The 20,822-nt window shown below is 32.2% G+C and carries 18 protein-coding genes; 2 read left to right on the plus strand and 16 right to left on the minus strand.

Annotated elements, in window-relative coordinates:
- The first annotated feature begins 86 nt into the window (after nt 1–86).
- Nucleotides 87–1,886 carry a hypothetical protein gene (locus tag IW20_RS00085; RefSeq protein ID WP_035617251.1) on the plus strand — a complete coding sequence of 600 codons (1,800 nt, stop codon included), beginning with the start codon at nt 87–89 and terminating at the stop codon, nt 1,884–1,886.
- A gap of 109 nt (nt 1,887–1,995) precedes the next feature.
- On the opposite strand, the gene IW20_RS00090 is transcribed toward IW20_RS00085, so the two are convergent.
- Nucleotides 1,996–2,433 (minus strand): glycine zipper family protein, encoded by a 438-nt coding sequence (locus IW20_RS00090; protein ID WP_035617252.1) that lies wholly within the window; start codon nt 2,431–2,433, stop codon nt 1,996–1,998.
- Nucleotides 2,434–2,598: 165 nt separating this feature from the next.
- Nucleotides 2,599–3,873, minus strand: a complete 1,275-nt coding sequence (gene kynU, locus IW20_RS00095; RefSeq protein WP_035617253.1) for a kynureninase — start codon at nt 3,871–3,873, stop codon at nt 2,599–2,601.
- A 125-nt stretch (nt 3,874–3,998) separates the two neighbouring features.
- On the opposite strand from kynU, the gene IW20_RS00100 reads away from it, so the two are divergent.
- The gene (locus IW20_RS00100) at nt 3,999–4,733 is read left to right on the plus strand and encodes an SIMPL domain-containing protein (RefSeq protein ID WP_035617254.1); all 735 of its coding nucleotides are present in this window, start codon (nt 3,999–4,001) and stop codon (nt 4,731–4,733) included.
- A gap of 62 nt (nt 4,734–4,795) precedes the next feature.
- Here the strand turns inward: IW20_RS00100 and queA are convergent, their stop codons facing one another.
- From queA to IW20_RS00170, 14 genes are all read right to left on the minus strand, one after another.
- Nucleotides 4,796–5,845, minus strand: coding sequence for a tRNA preQ1(34) S-adenosylmethionine ribosyltransferase-isomerase QueA (gene queA, locus IW20_RS00105; protein WP_035617255.1), 1,050 nt, complete (start codon nt 5,843–5,845; stop codon nt 4,796–4,798).
- A 129-nt stretch (nt 5,846–5,974) separates the two neighbouring features.
- Nucleotides 5,975–7,204: a 3-phosphoshikimate 1-carboxyvinyltransferase gene (gene aroA / locus IW20_RS00110; RefSeq protein WP_035617256.1), complete on the minus strand. Its 1,230-nt coding sequence runs from the start codon at nt 7,202–7,204 to the stop codon at nt 5,975–5,977.
- Between the two features lie 80 nt (nt 7,205–7,284).
- The gene (locus IW20_RS00115; protein ID WP_012022600.1) at nt 7,285–7,611 is read right to left on the minus strand and encodes a nucleotide pyrophosphohydrolase; all 327 of its coding nucleotides are present in this window, start codon (nt 7,609–7,611) and stop codon (nt 7,285–7,287) included.
- Between the two features lie 2 nt (nt 7,612–7,613).
- Nucleotides 7,614–9,638, minus strand: a complete 2,025-nt coding sequence (locus IW20_RS00120; RefSeq protein ID WP_035617257.1) for a DUF3857 domain-containing protein — start codon at nt 9,636–9,638, stop codon at nt 7,614–7,616.
- 1 nt (nt 9,639) lies between these two features.
- Nucleotides 9,640–11,655, minus strand: a complete 2,016-nt coding sequence (locus IW20_RS00125) for a DUF3857 domain-containing protein (RefSeq protein WP_035617258.1) — start codon at nt 11,653–11,655, stop codon at nt 9,640–9,642.
- Nucleotides 11,656–11,660: 5 nt separating this feature from the next.
- The gene (locus IW20_RS00130; protein ID WP_035617259.1) at nt 11,661–13,568 is read right to left on the minus strand and encodes a DUF3857 domain-containing protein; all 1,908 of its coding nucleotides are present in this window, start codon (nt 13,566–13,568) and stop codon (nt 11,661–11,663) included.
- Nucleotides 13,569–13,631: 63 nt separating this feature from the next.
- Nucleotides 13,632–14,084, minus strand: a complete 453-nt coding sequence (gene dtd, locus IW20_RS00135; protein WP_035617260.1) for a D-aminoacyl-tRNA deacylase — start codon at nt 14,082–14,084, stop codon at nt 13,632–13,634.
- Between the two features lie 105 nt (nt 14,085–14,189).
- Nucleotides 14,190–15,167 (minus strand): ribosome small subunit-dependent GTPase A, encoded by a 978-nt coding sequence (gene rsgA / locus IW20_RS00140; RefSeq protein WP_035617261.1) that lies wholly within the window; start codon nt 15,165–15,167, stop codon nt 14,190–14,192.
- Nucleotides 15,168–15,428: 261 nt separating this feature from the next.
- Complete coding sequence (locus tag IW20_RS00145; RefSeq protein WP_035617262.1) at nt 15,429–16,511, minus strand: bifunctional 3-deoxy-7-phosphoheptulonate synthase/chorismate mutase type II; 1,083 nt, start codon at nt 16,509–16,511, stop codon at nt 15,429–15,431.
- Nucleotides 16,512–16,519: 8 nt separating this feature from the next.
- Entirely contained in the window at nt 16,520–17,377 is an 858-nt protein-coding gene (locus IW20_RS00150; protein WP_035617263.1) for a prephenate dehydrogenase, read from the minus strand.
- Between the two features lie 187 nt (nt 17,378–17,564).
- Nucleotides 17,565–18,710, minus strand: coding sequence for a pyridoxal phosphate-dependent aminotransferase (locus IW20_RS00155; protein WP_035617268.1), 1,146 nt, complete (start codon nt 18,708–18,710; stop codon nt 17,565–17,567).
- 70 nt (nt 18,711–18,780) lie between these two features.
- Entirely contained in the window at nt 18,781–19,620 is an 840-nt protein-coding gene (locus IW20_RS00160; protein ID WP_035617269.1) for a prephenate dehydratase, read from the minus strand.
- A gap of 316 nt (nt 19,621–19,936) precedes the next feature.
- Entirely contained in the window at nt 19,937–20,335 is a 399-nt protein-coding gene (locus tag IW20_RS00165; protein ID WP_035617271.1) for a hypothetical protein, read from the minus strand.
- Nucleotides 20,336–20,782: a Panacea domain-containing protein gene (locus tag IW20_RS00170; RefSeq protein ID WP_035617273.1), complete on the minus strand. Its 447-nt coding sequence runs from the start codon at nt 20,780–20,782 to the stop codon at nt 20,336–20,338.
- Nucleotides 20,783–20,822 lie beyond the last annotated feature (40 nt).

Genomic DNA, 20,822 nt, shown 5'->3' on the forward strand with positions numbered 1-20,822 from the left:
ACCCACTATAAACATGATATATATCAGTTTTTTTATAAAATGATTTTACAACATTTGTCATTTATTAAATTTTATAATAATCGCAAATGACAAAAAACCCCATACACTCTTTTCATATTCCTGTAATGGGACTCGCTTATACTATTGACAGCCCGATTCGAGTAGCTAAATATGGTATTTCATCCGTAATTTCGATTGCAGATGATGAGTTAATTGAAAAGATGACCGCTTTTTATTCTGAAAAATTCAATTCTTCTTATCAGGAAATAAGCCAAAAAATACACGATTACAGAGCCAAACGCATTACAACCTACTTAAACTTAGTAGACAAAATCGTAAAACAAAAATTTGAAAGTTTTAAAACCGAATTATCTGAAAGCAAACAAGCGCTAGAGAACTACATCTCAATGTTGCCTAATAGTTCTGAGATAAAAAAAGGTTTTTTAAACTTAATGGAAGATGGTATTTCTTTTAAAGAAAATATCCAAAACTATATTGAATCTCATCTTTCTGCAGGTGCCATTGATGTAAATATCATGACAAAACTTGATAAAGATAATTATATCAAAGACGAACAATTACCTATTGAATTTAATGATGCTCATGCTGCACTTCGTGGTTTTGCAAACAGTAATCTTGACTCTTCTTTAGTTCTTTCTGCTGGAATGAATCCTAGATTATATAGCTACTTTGAGAATTTTCCAGACTTTTTCCCAAATAGCAATAATGAGCTTAAAAAGAAAATTATATTAAAAGTAAGCGACTTTAGATCTGCCATGATTCAAGGTAACTTTTTGGCTAAAAAAGGACTTTGGGTTTCTGAATATCGTATAGAATCAGGATTAAACTGTGGTGGACATGCATTTGCTACCGAAGGTTTATTATTAGGTCCTATCTTGGAAGAATTCAAACAGAAAAAAGACCAATTGATTCAATCTGCTCATGATTTAATGGTAAAAGCGCTACAGCAAAAACAATTTTTAGTTCCAGAAAATCCTTTGCCTCTTAAAATTACTGTACAAGGAGGTGTAGGAACTGCTGAAGAACATGAGTTTTTATTAGATAATTATAGTGTAGATTCTGTAGGTTGGGGAACTCCTTTTTTACTCGTTCCAGAAGCAACATCTGTTGATCAGCCTACTCGAAACTTATTAATGAAAGCCCAAGAAGAAGATTTATATTTAAGTCATATTTCTCCTTTAGGTGTACCATTTAATACTTTAAGAGGAACATCTAACGAAATTCTTAAACAGAAACGTATTCACGATAATAAAGCAGGAAGTTCTTGCCCGAAGAAATTTTTGGCGTTGAGCAAAGAATATGATCCAAAAGGAACTTGTTCGGCTTCAAAAAAATATCAGGACCTGAAGTTAGCCGAATTAGAAACTATAAAAGATACTCTTTCTTTAGCATCTTTTGAAAAATCTAAAGCTGCTATTACCGAGAAATCATGTTTGTGTGTAGGTCTTGCAAATGCATCTTATATCGAGAATGATATTAAAATAAAAGGACAAGCTCAAGGTGTTGTTATATGCCCTGGTCCAAATATGGCCTATTTTGACCAAGAAGTATCTTTATCTGATATGGTGCAGCACATTTACGGAAACAAGTCCGTAATACGTGTTAAAAATCGTCCGAATTTATTCGTGAAAGAATTAAAGATGTATCTGGATTATTTTAAGAAAGATATCGAAAATATTTCGTCAGAAATAACAGCGGCGCAAACTAAAAAATTACACGCTTTTAAAGACAATCTTTTAAGCGGAATTGAATATTACGAAAATCTGCTTGCAGCTTCTTCTTACTTTAAAAAGGACAAAACAGAAATTCAAAATCAATTTAATGATTATAGAACGAAGCTTATTGCTATAGCTATTCCGGCTTAAAACAATTAATACCATTTCTTTATTATACAAAAAACCACCTCTAAAATTAATTTGAGGTGGTTTTTCTATTTGAATATAACTAACATTTATTCGAGAATAGTGGTCTCTTCTATTCTTTTTTCTTTTTTCCATCTATAATTGCTCCAGTTCCTGCTCCAACTCCAGCACCTGCTAATCCGCCGATTATTGCACCTTCACCTTTTTTCTTACTGATAATTGCTCCTGTAACTGCTCCAACTCCTGCACCAATTACAGCTCCTTTAGCAGTCGAACTCCATCCTTTTTTCTTTGGTGCAGCTGCAGCTGGGGCTTGCTGATTTACAACAACAACTTTTTGAGGCGCTAATTCTGCCTGAGATTGTACTTGCTCTTTTTCTTCTTGAATTTTTGCCATCTCTGTTTTCATTGAATCAATAACTTTTTGCTTATTAATTTCAACTTTCATAGAGTCAATACTCGCTTGTTTTGCTTTTTGAATATCTATTTTCCCTTGATTCTGACACGAGATAATCGCAAAAGAGAATAATATTAAATATAATGCTTTCATGATTTTAAACTTTAGGTTTTATAACATAGCAAAGTAAAGTCTAAACTTGTGCCTTTAAATTACATAATTTTAAGAGATCGTTATAAAATTAAACTATGCAAAAAAGCCTGCTAATTCATAACAATCTGAATTAGCAGGCTTTAAAATATTTTTATATATGTTAGATTATTCTAAAATTCCTCTTTTTAAAATTTGTCCAAACTCATACATATCTTCAAAAGAACAATACAAAGGAACTGGAGCTAAACGAATAACATTAGGTTCGCGCCAATCTGTAATGACCCCATTCTTCATTAAATAATCGAATAAACTACGTCCTTCTCCATGCAAAAACACAGATAGTTGCGAAGCTCTTTCCTTAGGATCTGCAGGAGTAATAACCTCGAAATTTCCTTTTACTTCTTTATCTATTTCTTGTAAGATAAACTCAAGATAAGCTGTTATTTTATCTCTTTTAGTAATCAAAACATCCATTCCTACTTCATCAAACATTTCTACTGATGCCAGGTAAGGTGCCAAAGAAAGCACTGGTAAATTACTTATTTGCCAGCCATCTGCCCCATGAACTGGATCAAAAGTAGGCTCCATCTTAAAACGACGTTCTTTATTATGTCCCCACCAGCCCGCAAAACGAGGCAAATCAGGATTATTATGATGCTTTTCATGCACGAAACAACCAGATGCATTTCCTGGTCCTGAGTTCATGTATTTATAACTACACCAAGCAGCAAAATCGACATTCCAATCGTGTAATTCTAATTTTATATTTCCTGCAGCGTGTGCTAAATCCCAACCTACTTTGGCTCCTGCTTTTTGCCCAGCCGCAGTAATGGTTTTCATATCAAAAACTTGTCCTGTATAGTAATTTACTCCACCAATTAATACTAGAGCCAATTCATCACCAACTTCTTCAATTTTAGCCAAAATATCTTCTAATCGGATATTGTGCTCTCCTTCACGACGCTTAATCTCTACAATAGCATCTTCTGTTTTATAACCATGAAAATGTACTTGGCTCTGAAACATATATTGATCTGAAGGAAATGCTTTTTCTTCGCAAATAATCTTGTATCTAGTTGCAGTTGGTCTATAAAAAGACACCATCAATAAATGAAGATTAACCGTTAATGTATTCATTACAGTTACTTCGCTTGGCAAAGCACCAACAATTTTACTAAGTGGTTTAGCAAAACGCTCCTGATAATCCCACCAAGGTTTTTCGGCATAAAAATGCCCTTCAACAGCAAGATTTGCCCAATCGGCCATTACTTCATCAACATAGGATTTTGTACGCTTTGGCTGTAATCCTAAAGAGTTTCCTGTAAAATAAATAACCTTTTTATTATTCACTTCAGGAAAAATAAATTCATCTTGGTATTTATGCAATATATCTTGTGAATCAAGTTTTTGTGCAAATTCACGTGTATTTTCGAAAGTCATTGTTTGAATTTTGTTTGGTAAATGTAGAAAAAAAACCACGAAGACAAAAGGAGAAAAATATAAGCCTGTGTTAAAAATGAACACAATTAATTCGATATATTTGATTGAATTTAAAATTATAAGCCATGTTCAAAAACAATCTGAATGTTATTATTATCTCTTTAGCAGTGATTATTTCTGCCTATTTATTTTCTAATGCATTTCAAAACAGAAATAAAAGTAATGATACTATTAGCGTTACAGGTCTGGGGAAAAAAGATTTTGTTTCGGATTTAATTGTCTGGAGTGGTTCATTCTCTAAAAAGAGTCTTACCCTAAAAGAAGCCTATGCCTCATTAGACAGTGATAGAGAAAAAATAAAAAGCTACTTAACCAGCAAAGGGATCAAAGCTTCAGAAATGGTTTTCTCGGCGGTAAACTTCAATAAAGATTTTGATACTTCGTACAATGAAAACGGAACACCAAAACAACAAGTTTTCACAGGATTTACATTAACACAAAATGTAAGCATCCAATCTAAAGATGTAAATAAAATTGAGGAAATCTCCAGACAATCTAGCGAATTAATAAATTCCGGGGTCGAATTCTACTCTAATCCTCCTGAATATTATTACACTAAATTAGCTGAACTTAAAATAAAAATGATTGCTGAGGCAACTAAAGATGCTAGTTCCAGAGCCAAAAGCATTGCCGAAAATGCAGATGCATCTTTAGGAAAATTAAAAAAATCTGATATGGGCGTTTTCCAGATTACTGGGCAAAACTCCTCTGAAGATTTTTCTTATGGAGGTTCGTTTAATACAACTTCTAAAAATAAAACAGCTAATATTACAGTAAAACTAGTCTATCAGGTTAACTAGATTTCAAAAAAAAATCTCGCTATTACTAGCGAGATTTTTGAATTAACCTTATTCTATATTTCTTAGATGATAAGCATTGCATCACCATAAGAGTAGAATTTGTATCCTTCTTTTATAGCTTCTTCATATGCTCTTTTCATTAAATCATGTCCACAGAACGCAGAAATCATCATTAATAATGTTGATTTTGGCGTATGGAAGTTTGTAATCATACAGTTTGCAATACTAAAATCGTGAGGAGGGAAAATAAATTTATTTGTCCAACCTTCAAAAGGATTTAATGTATTTTGTGATGAAACTGAACTTTCAATAGCACGCATTGATGTTGTTCCTACAGCACAGATACGTTTCTTGTTTTGCTTTGCCAGATTTACAATTTCACAAGCTTCTTCAGTAATAATTAACTCTTCAGAATCCATTTTGTGTTTTGATAAATCTTCAACCTCAACTGGATTAAAAGTTCCTAAACCTACGTGAAGTGTAACTTCTGCAAAGTTTACTCCTTTAATTTCCAGTTTTTTCAAAAGATGTTTAGAGAAATGCAATCCAGCAGTTGGTGCTGCAACAGCTCCTTCTTCTTTAGCATAAATCGTTTGGTATCTTTCAGCATCTTCTGGAGTTACATCTCTACTGATGTATTTAGGAATTGGAGTTTCTCCAAGTTCTGTTAGTTTATTTCTGAATTCTTCGTAAGAACCATCGTAAAGAAAACGCAATGTTCTACCACGAGAAGTAGTATTGTCGATTACCTCAGCAACTAACGAATCGTCATCACCAAAATATAATTTATTTCCGATACGGATTTTACGAGCAGGATCAACCAAAACATCCCAAAGACGTTGCTCTGAATTTAGTTCTCTTAATAAAAAAACTTCGATTCTTGCTCCAGTTTTTTCTTTGTTTCCGTACAAACGAGCAGGGAAAACTTTAGTGTTATTTAATATAAGAACATCACCATCATCAAAGTAATTGATTACATCTTTGAACATTTTGTGCTCTATAGTTTGTTTTTTACGATCAATTACCATCAAGCGAGACTCATCTCTGTTTTCAGCTGGAAATTCGGCTAGAAGTTCTTTTGGTAAATTAAATTGAAAATGAGATAATTTCATGTAGTCTATTTATTTAGAGTGCAAATATACGATTGTGAGATAGGCGTTGTCAAGTGTTTTGGCTTTTATTTAGTTAGAAAATTGCAAACTTCAAAATTTATTCTTGTTTTTAGCTGTAAACATTGATTATTATGCACCTATTTCTGATGTCTCAAAACCTAAATTTGTTAAATCTTTCCAAAAATCCGGATAAGATTTAGAAACCACTCCTGCATCTTCGATTATTATTGGCACTTTTAATGCCAATGGAGCAAATGCCATTGCCATACGGTGATCATTATAAGTAGCAATTTTTACATTTGGATTTATTGTATTTGTAGCAACAAGCGTTAAACTATCATTAGTAACTGAGATATTAGCACCTAATTTAGTTAGCTCAATTCTTAATGCTTCAAGTCTATCGGTTTCTTTAATTTTTAGAGTATGTAACCCCGTTAAATGACAACCAATTCCTAAACCAAGACAAGTCACCACAATTGTCTGTGCAATATCCGGAGTATTATTTAGTTCAAAATTTACTGTTTCGAATTTAAAATTTTCTTGTTTTACCAAAGTCATTTTATTATCCTGAAAAGTAGTTTTTACTCCTAGTTTTTCATAGAGTGAAACCAATTCTGAATCTCCTTGTAAGCTATTTTCTTTATAACTACTTAAGGTTATTGAAGTTGTATCGGCCAAAGCTACTAAACTAAAAAAGTAAGAAGCCGAACTCCAATCAGACTCTACCACCATTTCTTTTGTAGCCACTTCAGCTTTTGGGTATACTTTGATTACGTTACCTTCAAAACTAGTTTGAATTTCTAAATCATTAAGCAAAGCCAAAGTCATTTTGATATACGGAATCGAAGTTATTTCTCCCTCTAATGTTAGCTCTAAACCATTTTCTAATTTAGGTGCAACAAGTAACAATGCCGAAATATACTGGCTACTTACATTAGCAGCTAATGTAACTTTTGAAGCAGTAATTTTTTTTCCTTTAATGCGAATTGGCGGATATCCTTCTTCTTTTAGATATGAAATCTCTACTCCTAATTGAGCCAAAGCCTCTACCAAAATTTTAATCGGACGCTCTTGCATTCTGCTAGAACCCGTCATTACAACTTCTCTTCCTTCCTTTACCGCAAAATAAGCAGTTAAAAAACGCATTGCCGTTCCTGCATGATGAATATCTACTATTTCTTCATTACCAACTAATGCTTTTTGCATTACTTCGCTATCATCAGAATTTGATGTATTTGCCAAAGTAATATTAGGAAACAATGCTTGTAACAATAATAATCGATTCGTTTCGCTTTTTGAGCCAGTTACTGCAATTTGTCCTTGTAAATTAGCTTGAGATGTCTTTAATAGTAAATTCATTATAGGGTAATTGTTTTATGCGTTTTTGCAAATTTATTTTAAAAAAAGGATACTCCAAAGCTTTACCCTAACTTATCACATTATTTTAGTTTATCGTTGTTTTTATGACGGTCTTTATCTCGAACAGACTTTAAATCCATTTTTTTATCAAATGCAGCCTGAAGATCAATCCCTGTTTGATTTGCTAAACATAAAACCACAAAAACTACATCGGCTAATTCTTCGCCAAGGTCTTTATTCTTATCACTTTCTTTTTCTGATTGTTCGCCATAACGACGAGCAATAATCCTAGCAACTTCACCTACTTCTTCTGTAAGTTGTGCCATGTTAGTCAATTCATTAAAATAGCGAACTCCATGTTCTTTTATCCAAGTATCGACATCTAGTTGTGCGTTTTTTAAATCCATTTTTATATTCTTTTTAAAACTATTTTCTCATTCTCTTTAGCAATCATCCCTTTGTAATAACCTTTTAACATAGGATAATATTCAGCTAGTATTATTGCTTCATTTATCTGGTGTGTCATTACTATTTGTAATACGTTTTGATTTACAGTACTCATAAACTTAAATAAACCTAAATCATTTTCCATAGCAAATCCTCCTGATACTGGCATCGATTCAACTGCAAATCCTTCTGGAATAGTGATATTAATACTATACTTATTTGAAGATGGAAAACCATAATCTACAGGATATTCACGATTCTCTTGTGTAAAAGGATTTTGCTTATTTGTAAAGAATAACATTGGATCTATATAAATTTTACCTCCAATTATTTCGCAAAGGTTATTTCCTGAAAACGAATAAGTCTCTATCACTGGAAGTAATAATTCTTTTTCATTTGTTCTAGAATACTCGCTTATCTCTATTTTATTATTATCATTTTCTAATTTTTCAAGATATACATCTTCTTTCACATTACCAATATTATTCCTAAACATCATGGCATTGTAATTTGTATACTGCTTTCTTGTTTTTCCGCTCACATTTCCGCTAGCATCTACATTATAACTCATAGACACATTGTTTGCAGATACGATTTTAGGCATTAAATTAATTTCTTCAGAAGTTCCGTCTTTACGTATTAATCTCCCCATCCAATTTAAAGCTCTAAATGGTAATATATTTGGATTTGAATATTTATCTGAAGCATCTAGCAAGATAATTCCATTAGCCGTTTCAACAGCCGCAATTACATAATTAAAAGCCGTTCTGTTAGGAGAAATTGCAATTCCGTTAGAACGTGTACTTACTAAAACTGGATTTGCCGTTAATCCTGAATGACTTAACATAGCCGTTAACATAAGATTTATATCAGCCACATTTCCTGTTTTTTCCTTATACGCTTTTTTTACTCCATTATCACATCCATAATCAGTATACCCATTCCATTTCACTCTAGATTTCACAAAATTTAATATTAGATAAATTCTTTCATCTTGAGTATCTACACCTGCAAGCAAGGTTTTTAAATCATCTTCAAAATATCCTGTTTTATTTAATTCCGGGCCAAAACTCTCATAATTATATATTGTTTTTACAACTGAATTCCAATCGGTTGAAAATGATTTAACTGGTTCATTAGGAAACTTCTTCGCAGACAATTCATGCTCAATACATGAAGTATAATTACGTATATTATTAACATACCCTTCCTCTTTCATAGCAGGTAAATTCTTTGCTGTATAAGTAGTTTTGTTTTCCACATAATCAACTTTCTCATTGGAATAACTAGTTTGAGCCACGTTAAACCCACCGCCTCGTGATTGCTCTTTACTCACAAACATGATAGACCTAGTATTTTTCTCGACGTTTACCTCTGGAAAAATATATCCTTTTTGCTTTGTATTAAAAACATAAAATTCTGGAATTTTAGTTACAAATTCAGAATAGTTTACTGGTATAGAGGCTTGAAAATACCAATCTCTCATTGAGCTTATACTTGGTGATTTTATGGTGTACTTATATTCAATAACAGAACCTTCTTTTACATTAGGCATTGTTATCTTTTTCATATTAAAATATTTATTAAAATTCTCATCAAATACCCCATCACTTTTAAGTTTAGTTTTCTCGATTTTTCCATCTACAAGGTTATAAGTAACCGCATCCGAAAAAGTAACATTCTCTTTTAAACCAGAAGCTCCTATATAATATGATATGTTTTGATTTGCCCAATCATAACCTTCTTTTTTATAAATCTTAATTCGGCTTTCGACCTCTGTCATAATTATAAATCCGTCTGTCATATCATATTCAAGACGAGAAACACCTTTTTTATATAAAATTGCTGCTGCTGCCGAAGTGTCTTTGGCATGCACTTTTTCCTGTAATTCAGAAATAGATACTTTTCCTAATTTAAATTCTTGTGCTGCAATTTTTGAAAAATAAAAAAACAGAAAAACAACCATTACTAAACTCCAAAACCTCATATTATATTCTTTTTAAAACTATTTTTTCATTCTCTTTAGCAATCATCCCTTTGTAATACTCTTTTAACACTGAGTAATCGTCTGGTAGTATTACTGGCTCATTTATCTGGTGTGTTATTATTAATTGTAAAATATTTCCGTTTACAGTACTCATAAATTTAAACAAACCTAAATCATTTTCCATAGCAAATCCTCCTGAAGCTGGCATAGTTTCAATTGCAAATCCTTCTGGAATAGTGATATTAATATTATACTTATCTGAAGATGGAAAACCATAATCTACAGGATATTCACGATTCTCTTGTGTAAAAGGATTCTTCCTGTCTGTAAGAAACAACATTGGATCTATATAAATTTTATCCCCAATTATTTCGCAAAGGTTATTTCCAGAAAACGAATAAGTCTCTATCACTGGTAGTAATAATTCCTTTTCATTTATTCTAGAATACTCGCTTATCTCTATTTTATTATTATCATTTTCTAATTTTTCAAGATATACATCTTCTTTCACATCACCAATATTATCCCTAAACATCATGGCATTATAGTTTGTATATTGCTTTCTTGTTTTTCCGCTCACTTTCCCGCTAGCATCTACATTATAACTCATAGACACATTGTTTGCAGATACGATTTTTGGCATTAAATCAATTTCTTCAGAAGTTCCGTCTTTACGTATTAATCTACCCATCCAATTTAAAGCTCTAAAAGGCAAAATATTTGGATTTGAATATTTATCTGAAGCATCTAGCAAGATAATCCCATTAGGAGTTTCAACAGCCGCAATTACATAATTAAAAGCCGTTCTGTTAGGAGAAATTGCAATTCCGTTAGAACGTGTACTTACTAAAACTGGATTTGCTGTTAATCCTGAATGTCTCAACATAGCCGTTAACATAAGATTTATATCAGCCACATTTCCTGTTTTTTCCTTATAGGCTTTTTTTACCCCATTATCACATCCATAATCAGTATAACCATTCCATTTAACTCTTGTTTTTACGAAATTTAATATTTTATTAATTCTTTCGTCTTGAGTATCTACGCCTGCAAGCAATACTTTTAAATCATCTTCAAAATATCCCGTTTTATTTAATTCCGGGCCAAAACTCTCATAATTATATATTGTTTTTACAACTGAATTCCAATCCGTTGAAAATAACTTTATTGGCTGATTAGGGTATTTTGTCATAGACAATTCGAGCTCCAGACTTGAGGTGTAATTATTAATGTTATTAACATACGCCTCATCTTTCATCGCTGGCAAATTCTCTGCTGTATAAGTAGCTTTCTCTTCCTGATATTCTACTTTATTCTGAGAATAGCTGGTTGTCGAAACATCCCCTCCAGATCTTTCTTTATTATTAAATACAATATACTTCGTACTTGTTTCTTTATTAACTTTAGGAAAAACATACCCCTTTTGCTTAACATTATAAACAAAATATTCTGGAATTCTGGTTATAAATTCAGAATAATTAACCGGAACAGACGATTGAAAGTACCAATCTCTCATTGAACCAATCGTCAAAGCTTTTATTCTATATTTATATTCAATAACAGAACCCTCTTTTACATTAGGCATTGTTATTTTTTTCTTATTGTAATATTTATTAAAATTCTCATCAAAAACCCCATCACTCTTAAGTTTGGTCTTCTCTATTTTTCCATCTACAAGGTTATAAGTAACCGCATCAGAAAACGAAACACTTTCCTTAGAATTAGAATCTCCTATGTAATATCTTACGCCTTGATTAGCCCAGTCATAACCTTCTTTTTTATAAATTTTAATTCGGCTTTCAACCTCGGTTATAATTACAAAACCATCAACTGGATCATATTCAAAAAAGGAAGTCCCTTTTCTGAATAAAATTGCAGCTGAAGCTGAAGTGTCTTTAGCATGTACTTTTTCCTGTAATTCAGGAATGGATACTTTCCCTAATTTAAATTCTTGTGCTGTAATCTTTGAAACAGAAAGCACAATAAATAAAACAATAGTTAGTTGGTTAATTTTCATTAGTTTTAGTTCTTGGTTAGTATAATTTTGGCATTATCATTTCTATTAATCTGCTCCATAAAAAGGCGATACTCATCATATTCTTTACTCGAATATTTTCCTTTATTTAAAAGCATAGAGCGTTTGTAGAGCAATTTATTATTCTCTTTTTTAATTATTTCCGTTTTATATTCTCCAAATTTCCCTTTCACTTCATAACCTGCTGGTAAAAATTCGATTGCAAAACCTGCTGGTAAATTAATTTCTATTTCATCAGTATCAAAATAACCTCTTTGTATTTCTAACGGGCTTTTTCGATTTCTAATTCTCTTTATACTTCCTGTATATTGATTAAAGGCATCTACCACAAACATCATTTTACCTCCTGAAATAACTCCATAATTAGAAGCATTTATTTGGACATCTTCAGTGAATTTTACATTCTCTTTGTCATTTAAAAAAACAGTCTTATTAATTTTTAAATTATTAATATTATCCCAATAGTTTTTATAATGCGCATCTTTATCTGTAGGTTGTAACTTTTCAACTCCCATTTTTTTACTGTACTGAGAACCTCCTGAAACAATTGCTATAGCTCCAGATAAATTTCCTTCATCAGACAGAGTATAATTTCCTTTACTTATCTGCGTATTATTTTTATCATCATAAATAGTTGTTCTAACAATTACTCCTCCTTCAGGTTTAATTATCAATACATCTCTATCATCTGTAAAAGTTCCTTGGTAGCCAAAAGGATCGTCTTGGCTCGTACATTCAAGCCAAATATATTTATCTCCATTCGGGATAGATAATATCATATGGTTTCCTTGCATAGAAACAAAGTCTGAATCTATATCCATCTTATACGGGCTTCCATATAAAATCGTATTATAAGAAGGAACACCAACGGCTTCTAAAAGTGCTTTTGTATAATTCGTTAATGCTTTACAATCTCCATAACCTAATCTATCTACATCATTTGCAAACATAGGTTTCCATCCGCCTATACCAATCGCAATATTTACATATCTTGATTTTTTCTGTACATAGTCATATACTATTTTTGCTTTTTTAACAGGATCTTTTTCAGTTCCAACAAGTGCTTTAATTTTTGCTTTTGTTTCATCAGATAAATCTATTGTACCCAATAAAATTTTATCGGCATACCATTTTCCAAAAGCTCCCCATGTTGTTGCACTTCCATCTACTCCTTCAAGATGGAAATTCTCTAATCCCATCATAACACAAGGAAAGATATTGCTAAATGCAGGACTATGATCTTCTTTTTTTTGAGCCAGAATATTAGTTGCTACATAAGATAATTGAGTATCGGTATCTTTTGTTTTCTTTACATCAAATCCTGAGAAATTAAGTTCTTTTTTCTTAAATCCTAAATTGTTTGGGTATGTCACATTCAAGATACTTTTTTCTACACTCGTATAATAATTATCAAGAGGCAACCATTTAGGGATAAAAGCAGTTGTAGAAGTTTCAACTTCACTTTCGTATACTAAAGTAAACGGATATTGAACTGGGGTATAGTCTAAGTAAATATAACGGCTTTCTGAGAATAACGTTCCGCCACTTATAACACTTTGATCTTTAAAATCTTTTCGTCTTATTTTTTTTATTTCTTTCCCAAATGCATCAAAAACAGTAGCTTCAATATTTTTAACCGTTACCGATTTATCGTAATATTCAGTAGCATCAATCGCATTTAAACCCTTTTCATTAAATACTGTTATAACTCTTTTATGCTTAGTTTTCATACTTCTTTGAGAAGCAATCACAATATCAATTTGATTTAAACGGATAACAGCTTCAGCATTTTCTTTGAGACTATCAGAAATGCCTATAGCAATATATTCTCCTTTTTGAGCAGTAGAAGAAAGGGTAAACAATACAAAAAACAGAGAACAAAAAATCGATTTCATTTTATAAGTAATTTCGCCAAATATATATTATTTTTAGAAATGTTTAACAAATGTTTATCCTTTTTACTCTCTATTTTTACTGTCCATTATTATTGTTACAGGACCATCATTTAACAGGCTGATTTTCATGTCAGCACCAAAGATTCCGGTCTGAATCTTATTTCCAAATTCCTTTTCCAGCGTTGTTACAAAACTTTCATACAATGGAATTGCGACATCTGGTTTTGAAGCTTTTATATACGACGGACGATTTCCTTTTTTAGTTCCAGCATGAAGTGTAAACTGGCTTACGGCTATAATCTCGCCATTGATATCCTGAACAGAGCAGTTCATGACATCATTTTCGTCGCTAAAAATTCTAATTTTAGTTATTTTTCCAGTCAACCAGTCAATATCTTCCTGTGTATCGGCATCCTCAATCCCTACAAAAACAAGCAACCCTTTTTGGATATCGGCTACTTTATCACCATCAACCACTACCGAAGCTGAAGAAACTCTTTGAATAACAACTCTCAAAATAATGGTGAATTATAAATGGTTAATTGGGAATTCATTTCGTAAAAATATTGTTTTTAGTAAAAGGATTATATTACGCTCTCAGTAATAACTAACCATTAATAATTATTTTCTAGTTTCATCGCTGGCTGCACGATCATCATTATAAATATCTGTACGATAATGTTCATCTTCTCCTTCTAGAATTTTAAGATAACTATTATAACGTGACCAAGCAATTTCATCTCTTTCCAGAGCAGCTTTAATAGCACAATGAGGTTCATCTTTATGTAAACAGTTGTTAAATTTACACTGGTCTTTTAATTTAAAAAACTCAGGAAAATAACCACTAACCTCTTCTTTCTCCATATCGACAATTCCGAAACCTTTAATTCCTGGTGTATCAATAATACGAGCGCCAAAAGACAAATCAAACATTTCTGCAAATGTTGTTGTATGTTGTCCTTGTTTACTCGCAGTCGAAATCATTTTCGTTTTAAGATGTAAGCTAGGTTCCATCGCATTTACAAGAGTCGATTTACCAACTCCAGAATGTCCTGAGAACATCGTTACCTTACCAATCATCATATCTTTTAATTCCTCAACACCTTTTCCTTCTGTCGATGAAATACGCAAACATTTATACCCTATTTCCTGATACACATGTTGCATGTACAATTGCTCATCAAGTGTAGCTTCATCAAAAGTATCGATTTTATTAAAAATCAAAATCGTTTCAATACCATAAGCTTCAGCTGTAACCAAGAAACGGTCAATAAAATTAAATGTAGTTGGGGGATTATTGATGGTTACCAATAAAAAAACGCAATCTATATTAGACGCAATAATATGCATCTGGTGAGATAAATTTACTGATTTACGAACGATGTAATTCTTTCTTTCGTGGATATTATGAATCGTTCCAGTTATAGTATCCGAACTTTCCTCAAGTTCATAATCCACAACATCACCTACAGCTATAGGATTAGTACTTTTAATACCTTTCATCCTAAACTTTCCTTTCATTCTACACTCAATAAAATCTCCATTTTCAGATTTTACGGTGTACCAACTTCCTGTAGATTTGTAAACGGTTCCTGTCATTTTATAATTTTAATTATCTGATTTTAGCTTTTAGATTCAAAACCAAAATCTTTGCAAAGATAAATGATTGTTTTCCGTTAAAAGTTCAAAGTCTAAAATTTTTACAAATGTCTGTAAACAAAAAATCCCCATCACTTAATTAAAAGCGATGGAGATTCTATTTTCAAGAAATATTATCCATTTAAGTAATACAAATATATTTAAGGTTAATGCTTACAAACCCTTATACAAACTTATACCTCTTAATAGTCTAAAAAAGAATTATGCGTTAAGAATTCTTTCTTGGTGGCTAATACTTTCTTGGTGAATTGCTTTAAACATTTTAAGAACAAATTCTTCCGATAATCCTTTTTTCTCACCTTCAAGAATCATTTTACCAAGAATTTCGTTCCAACGGTTGTTTTGAAGAATAGCAACGTTTGCATCTTTCTTCACCTGACCAATTTCGTCAGCAACCTTCATACGTTTTCCTAATAAGTCTAACAAAGTAGCATCAAGAACATCGATATTAGCTCTTAATTTCGACATTTTTTGGCTATACTCATCAGTTTTATCATCAGTTTTTCTTACTCTCAAATCTTTAAAAATTTGTTTTAAAGCATCTGGCGTAACTTGTTGTGCAGCATCACTCCATGCATTATCAGGATCAGTATGAGTTTCGATAATCATACCATCATAATTTAAATCTAAAGCTTCTTGAGTTACTTCAAGAATCATTTTACGATCTCCAGTAATATGAGATGGGTCAATGATTAAAGGTAAATCAGGAAATTTATTTTGTAATTCGATAGCAATTTGCCATTCTGGAATATTTCTGTATTTAGTTTTTTCATAAGTCGAGAATCCTCTGTGTATAACACCTAATTTCTCGATTCCCGCCATATGTAAACGCTCAACACCACCTAACCACAAAGATAAATCTGGGTTAACAGGGTTTTTAATCAAAACAATTTTATCAGTTCCTTTAAGCGTATCTGCAATTTCCTGAACCGCAAATGGATTTGCTGTAGTACGAGCACCAACCCATAAAACATCGATATCATGCTCCAAAGCAAGTTTACAATGAGCAGCAGTCGCAACTTCAGTTCCCATTAATAAACCAGTTTCTTTTTTAGCTTTTTGTAACCATTTCAAACCAATTTCTCCTACACCTTCAAATCCTCCCGGACGCGTTCTTGGTTTCCAGATTCCAGCTCTGAATATACTTACATCAGAATCTTTTAATTCGTGAGCAATTTTCAATACTTGTTCTTCAGTTTCAGCACTACAAGGCCCTGCAATTACAAGCGGATGAGTTAAATTGAAGTCATTTAACCAATTTCTCATTTCTTTCTTGTTTTCCATTTTTTTAATTATTTTTTTATTGTTATTCCGTTTAAGATTTCTTTTATTTTATTCACACTTTCCATTTCCTCATAAATGGCATTATAATCATCTGCAACCAGCAAATCCTTAAACTGGGTAAGATTTGATATATATTCTTCCAGGGTTTCAATAACCTGTTTTTTATTCTGTTTAAAAATCGGAGTCCACATTGCGGGAGAACTTTTTGCCAAACGCACGGTACTTTCAAATCCACTTCCCGCCATATCAAAAATATCCTGCTCGTCTTTCTCCTTATTTATAACCGTTTTCCCGAGCATAAACGAACTTATGTGTGACAAATGCGAAACATAAGCAATATGTTTATCATGCGATTTTGGTTCCATATATCTTATACGCATTCCGATTGCTGTAAAAAGCTGCAACGCCTTTTCTTGCAATTTAAAAGTGGTTTTTTCCACCTCGCAAATTATATTTGTTTTCCCTTTAAAGAGTCCTTTGATCGCTGCCGAAGGACCAGAGAATTCCGTTCCCGCAATCGGATGAGTTGCTATAAAATTTCTTCTTCTCGGATGATTTGCTACCGCTTCGCAAATTGGTTTTTTAGTAGAACCAACTTCAAAAACAATTGTGTTCTCACCAATCACATCCAGAACTTTAGGCAAAACAGTAAGCGCAACATCTACAGGAACCGAAACAATTACAAAATCGGCAGTTACCAAATCATCAAAAGTTGACGCTTTATCAATAACCCCAAGCGCAATAGCTTCTTTCAGATGCGCTTCATTATTATCGATTCCATAAATAGTAGCCTCTGGATATAATTCTTTGATATCTAAAACCATCGAACCTCCTATTAACCCTATTCCTATTACGTGTATATTCATTTTTTAATTTTATTTTAAAGCTAATCCTGCTATCTGTTTCAATCTTTTCTGCCGAACCCCGGCACAAAAGGATTTCCACTTCTATCAGGGCTAGGACTTCATATTTTTTCAAGAACTTCTAATTAATACCTACAAGGTTTAAAAAACCTTGCAGGAAATCTAAACTCTAAAATCAGAAATCTAAAATTTAAAACCTCTCTATCGCTTCTTGTACTTTTTCTTCTTTCACACACAACGAGAATCTAATATAACCTTCACCATTACTCCCGAAGATTGTTCCCGGTGTGATGAAAATATGTTTCTCGTATAATATTTCGTCAATGAACTTTTCTGATGACTCAATTCCTTCCGGAAGTTTTGCCCAAACAAAAAGTCCAACTCCTTCTTTATAAACTTTGCAGCCTAACTTTTCTGCTAACTTTTCTGTTAATTCACGACGGCGTCTGTAAATCGCATTTTGATCTTCAAACCATGATTTATCACAATTCAAAGCTGCAACTGCACCTTTCTGGATTCCGTAGAACATACCGCTGTCCATATTACTTTTTACTTTCAAGACAGCATCTATAATTTCAGGATTTCCTAAAACCATCCCAACTCTCCAGCCTGCCATGTTAAAGGTCTTACTTAACGAATTAAGCTCTAAAGCCACTTCTTTTGCACCTTCTACTTGTAATAAACTCATTGGTTTATCATTCAAAACAAAACTATACGGATTATCATTAATCAATAAAATTTTATGTTTTTTAGCAAATGCAACCAATTTTTCAAATAACTCCAAACTACCTCTTGCTCCAGTTGGCATATGCGGATAACCTAACCACATAATCTTTACTTTGGAAAGATCTAATTGCTCTAAAGCTTCAAAATCAGGTTCCCAATTATTATCTTCTTTCAAGTCGTAATAAACAGGAACTGCACCAACCAAATTTGTAACCGAAGTATATGTTGGATATCCTGGATTCGGAATTAAAACATGGTCACCTTCATTTAAGAAAGCCAACGATATATGCATAATTCCTTCTTTAGAACCCATTAACGGCAAAATCTCATTAGCTGGGTTTAAAGTAACACCATAATTATGCTGATAAAAATCGGCCATTCCTTTTCTTAATTCTGGCAATCCCTGATAACTTTGATATTGATGTGCATTTTCATCCTGCATTGCCGAAACTACTGCTTCGACAACCGCTTTCGAAGGTTTTAAATCTGGACTTCCAATTCCCATATTGATGATTGGTTTTCCTTCAGATTGTAATTGTCTTACTTCTCTAAGTTTCGAAGAAAAGTAGTATTCCTCTACGACATCTAATCTTTTTGCTGTTGTAATCATGGTTTTTATGTTTTTGCTTTAGGCTTTAAGCCGTAAGCTTTAGGCTCTTTTTACTTTGACTTTATGACTTTTAAACCTCATTTAAAGGTTTTGTGTTTTTATATTCTCCCAAAACTTTAAAATACTCCGCCATTATTTCGGTTAATCGTTTTGCTTTTGCGTAATCTTCGTAATCTTCAAAAGTTACATCTACGAAAAATGAATATTTCCAAGGCGTCTCTATTTTTGGCAACGATTGAATCTTTGTTAAATTCAGTTTGCAATCGCTCATTACGTTTAAAACTGCTGCCAGACTTCCTCTTTTATGATTTAATTCGAATTTAATCGATGCTCTGTTGATTTCATTTTTTGGCAAAAAAGAATTTTCTTTCTTGATAATCACAAAGCGGGTCATGTTATTTTTTATTGTCTGAATTCCTGGCGCAATAATCTCTAAATCATACATAACCGAAGCCGTTTTACTTGCAATTGCGGCAATCCCCTTTAATTGTTTCTCTTGGATTCTTCTTGCCGTTTCGGCAGTATCTTTATCCTCTACCAATTTTATATTTGGATATTTTTTTAAGAAATCCATACATTGTAATAATGCCATTGGGTGCGAATGAACCTCTGTAATATCCTCCATTTTTTGACCTTTCAATGCCATTAAATTCTGAGAAATATTTAAATAATGCTCTCCAATTATGTGTAAATTATTCTTATCTATCAACGCATAATTCGGAATAATTGGCCCTGCAATCGAGTTTTCGATAGCCATTACGGCCTGATCTGATTTACCAGAAAGAACGCTATCAATTAATTCCTCAAATGATAAACACTCATCAATATCCACGTTTTCAGAGAAATACTCATTCACTACCTGATGATGAAATGAACCTTTAATACCTTGTATTGCAATTTTTGTTGTCATATACTCAAAAAAAAATCCTGATTTGCATCAGGATTGTATATTAGTTTTATTTGTCTTTTAAATTTTCTCAAATAACCATAGCACAATCCTCACTTCTACTAAAGAAGAAATAAAAAGAGTTGCTAAAATAAAAACGGTTGCTTGACATTTTGTTTGTGTTTTTCAATAAATACTTTGCGAATGTATAAATTATTTTTACCGCACCAAAAAAAATAATGCTTTTTATGAAACAAAAAAGGATTTCTTAACAAATAAGCTCAATTTTGTAAGATATTTAAATAAAACGATCTTAAAATGCGATTTAACCAATTGCTAATTAGTGATTATAGATGTCTCCAAACCTCTCTTCTAAGAATATGATATGAAAAACATTCTGATTTCTTAAACCAAGAAAAGGTCTATTATCCCCATTTGCTCTAAAAACTGTTAAGTCAGTCACATCTGGAGAAACAAATTTAGGTAAATCAGGTTTTATTTGTCCAACAGGTATTTTTTCAGTTCCAAAACCATGTTTTTGAGCTACATTTATCTGATTCCAAGTTAAATTAGACAGCTTTTTTAATCTCTCAATAAAATCGGCATAAAACTTAAAATCTTTATTTGGTTCAGTCTGTAAATGCTTGAAGCAAAAAATCGGATAGTTTAATTCGGTATTATTTTGATTAGGAACTGTTATTTTACTTTCCTTAATATCTCTCTTTTTAATTTTTCCCATCTACTCGATGATTTGAGTTTTAAAATACTCTCTCAACAAGTCATAAGAGATTTCTCCTTGAGGATTTTCATGAAAAATTCTCTTCCATGGTAACTCTGCATGCGTCATTTGCATCAACTTTACAGCCGAAAATTGTCCAAATTCAGTCATTACTTCTATAAACAATTCATTTTCATCTTCAGTCAATTCTACAATTTGCTCATCTCCGTTTAACGTAATAGCACCGGAACCAAAGTCTTTAAAATGATCATACATCCCTCTCACAACAGGACCATATTGCCAAGCCTCAAATTCTTCCTCAAATAATTTCTTATCATATACAGCAATAAAAAAACCCTGCATATAATAAAGTATTTTTTGCAATTTCAAGTTAGAAATAATCTCTCCCTGACTAGCGTCTGTATGTGCAATAATTTTATGTGCAATTTGTAAAACCGGATAACTCATCACTTTTTTTTTACAAATTTAAACAATTATTTTCTTCGAT

Origin of the sequence: Flavobacterium hydatis (assembly GCF_000737695.1) — a bacterium.
In the GTDB taxonomy this organism is placed as follows: domain Bacteria; phylum Bacteroidota; class Bacteroidia; order Flavobacteriales; family Flavobacteriaceae; genus Flavobacterium; species Flavobacterium hydatis.